Source organism: Myroides sp. C15-4, assembly GCF_050522745.1.
Taxonomy (GTDB): Bacteria; Bacteroidota; Bacteroidia; order Flavobacteriales; family Flavobacteriaceae; genus Flavobacterium.
Genome location: NZ_JBMVQX010000059.1, coordinates 1 through 7,838 on the forward strand (window position 1 = coordinate 1; position 7,838 = coordinate 7,838).

Consider the following 7,838-nt stretch of genomic DNA (forward strand, 5'->3'; position numbering starts at 1 on the left):
TTTATTTTAGTGTTCGATGAATCTACGCTTCGCTACGATTTGTTCGTTGTGCGGTTTATCTCACTTAGTTAATATTTTGTTTTGGTGTTCGATGAATCTACGCTTCGCTTCGATTTATCTCACTTAGTTAATATTTTGTTTTGGTATTCGATGAGTCTTCGATTTGCTCTTTGCACGGTTTGTTCTTTTTTAGACCATCTCCCATAACCCATCTCCCATAACCCATTTCCCATAACCCATTTTCCATAACCCATAACCCATCTCCCATAACTCATTTCCCATTTCCCATAACCCATCTCCCATAACCCATCTCCCATAACCCATTTCCCATCACCCATTTCTCATAAATAACCGTTAAGTTTTCTATTTTTACTGTCAATTCCGCTACTTTTGGAAACTTGAGTAAAAAGTAGAGATAAAAGAAAATAGATGAGTATAAGTTTAGCTACGTGGAATGTAGATCCAGAGATTTTTAGAATAGGTGATTTTGCCATTCGTTATTACGGCGTATTGTTTGCGGTGGGAATGATTTTGAGTTATCAATTCATGAAACGCATTTTTACCAACGAACAGATTGCGCTTAAATACTTAGATAAGCTTCTGATTTATATTGCGATAGGAACGGTAGTAGGGGCTAGGCTAGGGCATTGTCTCTTTTACGATTTTGAGTATTACTCCCAACATCCCTTAGAAATTATCTTGCCGATTGCCGAAGTAGATGGTAGCTATCACTTCGTTGGGTTTATGGGCTTAGCGAGTCACGGTGGTGCGATTGGTGTATTGGTGAGTTTGGCTATATTCTGTAAAAAATACAAGGTAAATCTCTTGCAACTACTGGATCGATTGGTGATTGCTATTCCCATTACAGGGGCGTTTATTCGATTTGGAAATTTTATGAATTCCGAGATTTACGGTAAACCCACGGATTCTATCTTCGGTATTGTGTTTTTACGCGATGATAATTTAGCGCGACATCCCACACAACTATATGAAGCGTTTGCGTATCTAACAGTAACGATTTTGCTTTATGTTCTATATCAAAAGAAATACGCAGGATACAAGGGATTGCTCTTTGGACTCTTTTTAATTCTCATGTTTACTGCGCGATTTATTTTGGAGTATTTCAAAGAAAACCAAGTGTCTTTCGAAGAGGGAATGCTGTTGAATATGGGGCAGATCTTAAGTATCCCTTTTATGATTGTGGGATTACTACTGGTACTGTGGAGTTTGCGTAATCCGAAGGACAATTCTAATTTAAAAATTAAGGATGTAAGGGCAGTAGCTGAGGAAGCTGAAGTACGAACAGAAAAATAAGACATTACAAAAACCTTTTAACCCCGTTAAAAGGTTTTTTTATGGGTGTTACTTAATGTAGGTTAAGCGTGCAAGTGGAGCAGAAATCGTAACTTTATAGTATACTTAAAAACAAGAAGTTATGGAAATAGGAATCAGTATGTTTGGGGATTTGCGTTTGAATAAACAAACGAATACGTATCAAGATCCACAACAGCGTTTAGGCGAATTAATCGAAGAAATTAAATTAATGGATGAGGTGGGATTGGATGTTTTTGGAATTGGAGAGCACCATCGTCCAGACTATGCGGTATCAACGCCAGATATCATCTTGGCAGCAGCTGCAAGTGTTACTCAAAATATTAAATTAACCAGTGCCGTTACAGTATTGAGTTCCAATGATCCCGTTCGCGTGTATCAATCGTTCTCTACGATCGATCTATTGTCAAAAGGACGAGCGGAAATCACCGTAGGGCGTGGAAGTTTTATTGAGTCATTTCCGTTATTTGGGTATAACCTAGAGGATTACAATGAATTGTTTACAGAAAAATTAAACCTCTTATTGAATATTAATGCAACGGAAGATCCATTAACGTGGACTGGAAAACACCGTGCTTCCTTACAAGCGCAACAAGTATTTCCACGTGCATCCAAACCTTTGGATGTGTGGATTGCAGCAGGAGGAACACCTGAATCTGTGTTGCGCGCAGCTAAATTGGGCTTGCCTTTGGTCTTTGCGATTATCGGCGGAATGCCAGAACAGTATAAACCGTTCTTTGACTATTACAAAGCGGAATATCTCGCAGCAGGACACGATCCGAAGGCGATGCAAATCGCAACGCATTCACACGGATTGCTTGGAGCTGATGGCAATCAGCTATCCAAAGCGTATTTCGACTTGTACAAAGATCAAATGGATCACATCGGAGCATCCCGTGGTTGGCAACCGTATACCTATGAACAATATGAAGGAGGTAGAAGCAAAGATGGCGCCTTATTTATTGGAGATGCCAACCAAGTTATTGACAAGATCTTGTATCATCAAGAGATGTTTGGTTTAACGCGTTGGTTGATGCACATGGACCTGGGCGCACCTGATCATCAAACGATGATGAAATCCATTGAATTATTGGGTACAAAAGTAGCCCCTGCTGTAAAAAAAGCACAGAAACAGTAAAAAATACAGGCGTAAATAGTTAATTTTGTTTTTTATAGCTTATTTGGTTGAAAGAGATTGAGGTATTCAATCTCTTTTTCCGTTTTAAACCCATAGGATGATGATATATATCGAAACAGAACGCCTAGTGTTAAGGCAGTATAAACCAACAGATGAAACTGATTTTATCCGCTTGTTTCAAGATCCCCTAGTCATGCGTTATTTTTTAGAAGCAAAGACCACAGCAGAAGCACAAGCTAGCTTTGTCAAGTTTCAGCGTCTTATTGCGGAAAATGGCTATGGTATTTTTGCCGTAGAGGAGAAGGAAAGTCAACAGTTTATTGGGTTTATCGGATTAAATCGCTTTGAATTTGATGCGGATTTTGCCCCAGCCATAGAAATTGCCTGGCGTTTATTGCCCGAATTTTGGAACAAAGGCTATGCAACAGAAGGCGCCAAGGCTTGTTTGGATTTCGCTAAAAATCAGCTGAAACTCGATCAGGTATATGCCTTTACAACGGTATCCAATACCCCCTCTGAACAGGTGATGATCAAATGTGGTATGACCTATGTAAAGAATTTTAATCACCCTTTAGTACCTGAAGATCACCCGTATCTGGAACATCGACTTTACGTGGTTTAGTTTATAAAAAAAGAGCGCTACAAGCGCTCTTTTTTTATTTATAATTATGCTTTCGTTTTTGAAATTTCTTTCACTAAGATATAGCGAATTGAGGGAGCATCAGCGGGTGGATTTGGAACATCCTCTCTGCGTACTTCCAACTTATAATTGTATCCTTCTTCATACTCAAAACCTTGAATAGAAGAGTAGAATAACGTCCATTCACCATCTTCTGTTTCTTTTACTTGTAAACACTTCATTGGACCAACGCCTGTACAATCTACTTGTTTAGGGCCAATGAACATTGTTACAATGTCTTCTGTTTCTTTTGTTTCAGGTGCCTCTGCTGTATTCAGAGTCTCTTCAGCACTTACTTCTTCAACAGCCTCTTGTTTTTGTTCTTTTGTGCCTTGACAACTAGCAAAAGCGAACATCCCTGCTAAACTTGCAATAAAAAGTGTTTTTTTCATGGTAATTAAAATTTTTAAGGTAAAAATACGCCTTTTAATCGGTATTAACGTGATGCTATTGTTAAAAAAGAAATAAAAGAAGAAGCTCAAGTACTGTTTTGCATTTGGATTATTTTCTCGGTCATGCATTTTGGAAAGGAGAGTTTAGGTTTTGTATGGGGTTGATTTGGGTTTGATTTGGGTTTTCTTTGGTAAATAGGTGCTCAACCCTTGTAAATACAGCGCTATACCAAAGAACTCCCAAACAAATGTCTTTTTTTAGTTTTAGAGGTATTGATTATCAGGGTGTTGTTTTTTTATTTTGGGTCATTTTGAGAAAAAAAGGAATTAAAGAGAACAGCAAAGAAATGAGTACTTGTATGGCCCGTAATAATGGGGTATAGCGGTTGCTTTTTGGAGCTGTGGAGGAGGAGTGGAAAAGGGGAGTGAACGCAATCAAAACTAATCCTTGCGATTTACACCCTGAAAAAGGGGAATTATCGCGTGTTTTTCCAAGGATTTAACGCCCAATATAGAGAATCAATTAAAGTACTTTCCCTACTAAAATGTTAGTTTTATTACTTATATTTGCGTTTATTTTAAAACTAAAACCGTATTAAAATCTAGATAATGAGTTTAGACGAAAAATTTCATGACGATATGGGAGATAACCACATCGCTTCTAGCGATGCGACTCCATTAAGAAGTGATGCGTTTGATCGCACAGACGAAGAAAAGATAGAATTAATCAAGAAAGACGTTGAACATATTTTAAACACACTGGGATTAGATTTAACAGATGACAGTTTAAAAGGAACGCCTAACCGCGTAGCGAAGATGTTTGTTAAAGAAATTTTCGGAGGTTTAAATCCAGCGAAAAAACCAAGTTCATCTACGTTTGACAACAAGTATAAGTACAACGAGATGTTGGTAGAAAAGAATATTGTTGTGTATTCTACTTGTGAGCACCACTTATTGCCTATCGTTGGACGTGCGCACGTAGCTTATATTTCGAATGGTACGGTTGTTGGTTTGTCTAAAATGAACCGCATCGTTGATTTTTATGCAAAACGTCCACAAGTACAAGAGCGCTTAACGATTCAGATTGTAAATGAATTAAAACGCGTATTGAATACAGAAGATGTGGCTTGTGTGATGGATGCAAAGCACTTATGTGTAAATTCTCGTGGAATTAAAGACATCGAAAGTAGTACAGTTACGGCTGAATTCGGTGGACGTTTCAAAGAGGAAAGTGTAAGAAAAGAATTCTTAGATTATATTAAATTAGATACACAGTTCTAATTGTATAACATTAAATAATTACTATGGCATTATATCAAGAACAACAATTAAAAGTTTACAACTCTCTTTCAGGAGAAAAAGAAGTTTTCGTACCAATTCACGCTGGTAAAGTAGGAATGTATGTGTGTGGACCAACGGTTTACAACTATGTGCATTTGGGGAACTGTAGAACTTTTATTTCTTTTGACTTGGTATTCCGCTATTTGAAACACTTGGGTTATCAAGTGCGCTATGTGCGTAATATTACCGATGTGGGACATATGGTAGACGATGAAGATGAGGGAGAGGATAAGATTGCCAAACGCGCGCGTATTGAGCAAATTGAACCGATGGAAATCGTGCAGAAATACACGGTAAACTTCCACAATATCCTCAAGCAATTCAACAATTTACCACCGAGTATTGAACCTACTGCAACTGGGCATATCATTGAACAAATTGCTATCATCGAAGGGATTATAGCCAATGGATTTGCCTATGAGGTAAACGGTTCCGTTTATTTCGATGTAGAGAAGTACAATACACAACATCACTATGGGATCCTAAGTGGACGCAAGATTGAAGATTTACTGTCGAATACGAGAGATTTAGACGGACAATCAGACAAACGCAATCCGTTGGATTTCGCCCTTTGGAAAAAAGCAGAGCCAGAGCACATTATGCGTTGGCCTTCACCATGGGGAGACGGATTTCCAGGATGGCACTTGGAGTGTACGGCGATGAGTACCAAGTATTTGGGTAATCACTTCGACATTCACGGCGGAGGGATGGATTTAAAATTCCCACACCACGAATGTGAGATTGCACAAAATGAAGCTTGTACAGGGAATACACCTGTTAACTTCTGGATGCACGCTAATATGTTGACCCTAAACGGCAAGAAAATGGCCAAATCAACGGGAAATAACATTTTGCCAAATGAGTTGTTCTCTGGAGAAAATGCTGTTTTAAGCAAGGCTTTTGCGCCAGCAGTGGTTCGCTTCTTTATGTTACAAGCGCATTACCGCAGTGTATTAGACTTCTCTGATGAGGCGATTTTAGCCTCTGAACGCGGATTTAACCGATTGATGGAAGCGGTAAAACACGTCCAAGACTTACCAGTTTCGGCTCAGTCAACGGTTGATATTCACGCGTGGAAACAACAGTGTTATGACGCGATGAATGACGACTTCAACAGTCCGATTTTAATTGCTCATTTATTCGAAGGTGTGCGTATCGTCAATGTAATTAAAGAAGGTAAAGAGCAAATTAATGCCGCTGATCTCGCTTTGTTTACCTCTTTGCTACACGCGTTTGTATTTGAGGTGTTGGGATTAGAATCCACTAACATTATGGCAGCGAATAACGACAAATTAGAAGGCGTTGTAAGTATGCTAATTCAAATGCGAAATGAGGCTAGAGCAAATAAAGATTTTGCGATGTCCGATCACATTCGCGATGAACTCGCTAAACTGAACATTCAATTGAAAGATGGAAAAGAAGGAACTTCTTTTTCTTTATAAAACAATAAAAGCTATAGGAATTATCTTATAGCTTTTTTTATTACCTTCACGGTCTATGTTGCGAAAAATACTCATAGCACCTTTTCTCTTACTGGTGCGCTTTTACCAAGGGGGCATCTCGCCCTTTTTTCCGCCGACTTGTCGCTATACGCCGACTTGTTCGCACTATACCGTTGAGGCTTTACAAAAACACGGTCTATTTAAAGGCGGCTGGCTGGCTGTAAAACGCATCTTGCGTTGTGGTCCATGGGGAGGGAAAGGATATGATCCTGTACCTTAGTGCTTTTTTGCCCCTGATTGTAAAATAATTTTTCTATTTTTACGTATTCACTAAAGCGGAATTCCGCAATAACAATATAACAAACTCGAATAGTATGATTTGGAATCCTTCAGAAGGTTTTGATTTAGGTTTTATGCAATTGCGCTATTATAGCTTAATGTTTGTAGTAGCTTTTGGTTTAGGTTGGTTCGTGATGAAAAAGATCTACGACCGCGAAGGATTAAGCGTAGAGAAACTCGATAAATTATTTATTTATACCGTATTAGCCACTTTGATTGGGGCTCGTTTAGGGCATGTGTTTTTCTATGATTGGGATTATTTTCAACATCACTTGATGGAGATTATTCTTCCCGTTCGCTTTTCACCTAAGTTCGAAATTGTTGGATTTAGCGGTCTAGCAAGTCATGGTGCGGCGATTGGTATTATTTTAACCATGTATTTCTACAGCAAGAACGTCATTCAGAAGCCGATTTTGTGGATTTTGGACCGTGTAGTGATTCCAGTAACCCTAGGAGGGATATTCGTTCGTTTAGGGAACTTTTTCAACTCAGAAATCGTAGGTCATGTGACAACTAGTGCTTTTGGGGTTCGCTTTATCCGCGATGAGTATTCTGCGGGAAAAGCAATGGAAATTACGGGTTTAAACAATCCGAATGCAGCCTATGAGGCCATTCAACACAATCCGCAATTTGCAGAGGCATTGGCAGCGGTATTACCGAAGCACCCCACTCAACTATATGAAGCATTTGGCTATGTAATTGTGTTTGTTATTTTGTATTTCATGTATTGGAAAACAGAGGCTAGAAAATACGGAGGCTATATTTTTGGGGTCTTCTTAGTGTTGCTTTGGATGGTTCGCTTTATTGTGGAGTTTGTCAAAGGAAGCCAAGGCGGATTTGAAGAAACCTTGGGATTATTGTCAACAGGGCAGTGGTTGAGTATTCCGTTTATCCTAGCAGGAGTTTACCTGTGGGCAACGGCAAAAAAGAGAATTTACGCGTAATATAAGCGTCTATTGATATACCATCGCACTTCTTTTTAAAAAGAGGTGCGATTTTTTTTAGGGCGTAATTGATTTGCTCTAAAAGACTTACGAAATACAGGGTAAAAAATATAAAAAATAGTTTATTTATTGTTTGTCAAAGTCAGTAAATGCGCTATATTTGCACTCGCAATACAGAAGTAAAGCAGACTACTGGAGAAATGGCAGAGTGGTCGATTGCGGCAGTCTTGA

General features: G+C 38.8%; 9 protein-coding genes. 7 read left to right on the forward strand and 2 right to left on the reverse strand.

Features of this window, described 5'->3' with window-relative positions; genetic code table 11:
- Positions 1 to 119 precede the first annotated feature (119 nt).
- Positions 120 to 338, reverse strand: a complete 219-nt coding sequence (locus ACPDHL_RS15675; protein ID WP_430533664.1) for a hypothetical protein — start codon at positions 336 to 338, stop codon at positions 120 to 122.
- Between the two features lie 91 nt (positions 339 to 429).
- Here ACPDHL_RS15675 and lgt (ACPDHL_RS15680) point away from each other — a divergent pair, with 91 nt between their 5' ends.
- The 3 genes from lgt (ACPDHL_RS15680) to ACPDHL_RS15690 all read left to right on the forward strand — a co-directional run bounded on the left by lgt (ACPDHL_RS15680) (position 430) and on the right by ACPDHL_RS15690 (position 3,092).
- Positions 430 to 1,314: a prolipoprotein diacylglyceryl transferase gene (lgt, locus tag ACPDHL_RS15680; protein ID WP_430533665.1), complete on the forward strand. Its 885-nt coding sequence runs from the start codon at positions 430 to 432 to the stop codon at positions 1,312 to 1,314.
- 121 nt (positions 1,315 to 1,435) lie between these two features.
- On the forward strand, positions 1,436 to 2,470 hold the full coding sequence (locus tag ACPDHL_RS15685; protein ID WP_430533666.1) for an LLM class flavin-dependent oxidoreductase: 1,035 nt from the start codon (positions 1,436 to 1,438) through the stop codon (positions 2,468 to 2,470).
- A gap of 97 nt (positions 2,471 to 2,567) precedes the next feature.
- A complete protein-coding gene (locus tag ACPDHL_RS15690) occupies positions 2,568 to 3,092 on the forward strand; it encodes a GNAT family N-acetyltransferase (protein ID WP_430533667.1) in 525 nt (174 codons plus the stop codon).
- Positions 3,093 to 3,136: 44 nt separating this feature from the next.
- Here ACPDHL_RS15690 and ACPDHL_RS15695 read toward each other — a convergent pair whose 3' ends face one another.
- Positions 3,137 to 3,541: a DUF4377 domain-containing protein gene (locus tag ACPDHL_RS15695; protein WP_430533668.1), complete on the reverse strand. Its 405-nt coding sequence runs from the start codon at positions 3,539 to 3,541 to the stop codon at positions 3,137 to 3,139.
- 609 nt (positions 3,542 to 4,150) lie between these two features.
- Between ACPDHL_RS15695 and folE the strand changes: the two genes are divergently transcribed.
- The 4 genes from folE (at position 4,151) to lgt (ACPDHL_RS15715) (ending at position 7,607) form a co-directional block, all read left to right on the forward strand.
- Complete coding sequence (gene folE / locus ACPDHL_RS15700; RefSeq protein ID WP_430533669.1) at positions 4,151 to 4,822, forward strand: GTP cyclohydrolase I FolE; 672 nt, start codon at positions 4,151 to 4,153, stop codon at positions 4,820 to 4,822.
- Between the two features lie 23 nt (positions 4,823 to 4,845).
- Entirely contained in the window at positions 4,846 to 6,324 is a 1,479-nt protein-coding gene (cysS, locus tag ACPDHL_RS15705) for a cysteine--tRNA ligase (RefSeq protein WP_430533670.1), read from the forward strand.
- Positions 6,325 to 6,379: 55 nt separating this feature from the next.
- A complete protein-coding gene (gene yidD, locus ACPDHL_RS15710) occupies positions 6,380 to 6,604 on the forward strand; it encodes a membrane protein insertion efficiency factor YidD (protein WP_430533671.1) in 225 nt (74 codons plus the stop codon).
- A 94-nt stretch (positions 6,605 to 6,698) separates the two neighbouring features.
- The gene (gene lgt, locus ACPDHL_RS15715) at positions 6,699 to 7,607 is read left to right on the forward strand and encodes a prolipoprotein diacylglyceryl transferase (RefSeq protein WP_430533672.1); all 909 of its coding nucleotides are present in this window, start codon (positions 6,699 to 6,701) and stop codon (positions 7,605 to 7,607) included.
- Positions 7,608 to 7,838: the final 231 nt, after the last annotated feature.

Excerpts from the sequence above, each read along its gene's own strand:
- ACPDHL_RS15675 (WP_430533664.1), bottom strand. The coding sequence starts at position 338 with ATGGGTGATGGGAAATGGGTTATGGGAGATGGGTTATGGGAGATGGGT.
- lgt (WP_430533665.1), top strand. The coding sequence starts at position 430 with ATGAGTATAAGTTTAGCTACGTGGAATGTAGATCCAGAGATTTTTAGA.
- ACPDHL_RS15685 (WP_430533666.1), top strand. The coding sequence starts at position 1,436 with ATGGAAATAGGAATCAGTATGTTTGGGGATTTGCGTTTGAATAAACAA.
- ACPDHL_RS15690 (WP_430533667.1), top strand. The coding sequence starts at position 2,568 with ATGATGATATATATCGAAACAGAACGCCTAGTGTTAAGGCAGTATAAA.
- ACPDHL_RS15695 (WP_430533668.1), bottom strand. The coding sequence starts at position 3,541 with ATGAAAAAAACACTTTTTATTGCAAGTTTAGCAGGGATGTTCGCTTTT.
- folE (WP_430533669.1), top strand. The coding sequence starts at position 4,151 with ATGAGTTTAGACGAAAAATTTCATGACGATATGGGAGATAACCACATC.
- cysS (WP_430533670.1), top strand. The coding sequence starts at position 4,846 with ATGGCATTATATCAAGAACAACAATTAAAAGTTTACAACTCTCTTTCA.
- yidD (WP_430533671.1), top strand. The coding sequence starts at position 6,380 with ATGTTGCGAAAAATACTCATAGCACCTTTTCTCTTACTGGTGCGCTTT.
- lgt (WP_430533672.1), top strand. The coding sequence starts at position 6,699 with ATGATTTGGAATCCTTCAGAAGGTTTTGATTTAGGTTTTATGCAATTG.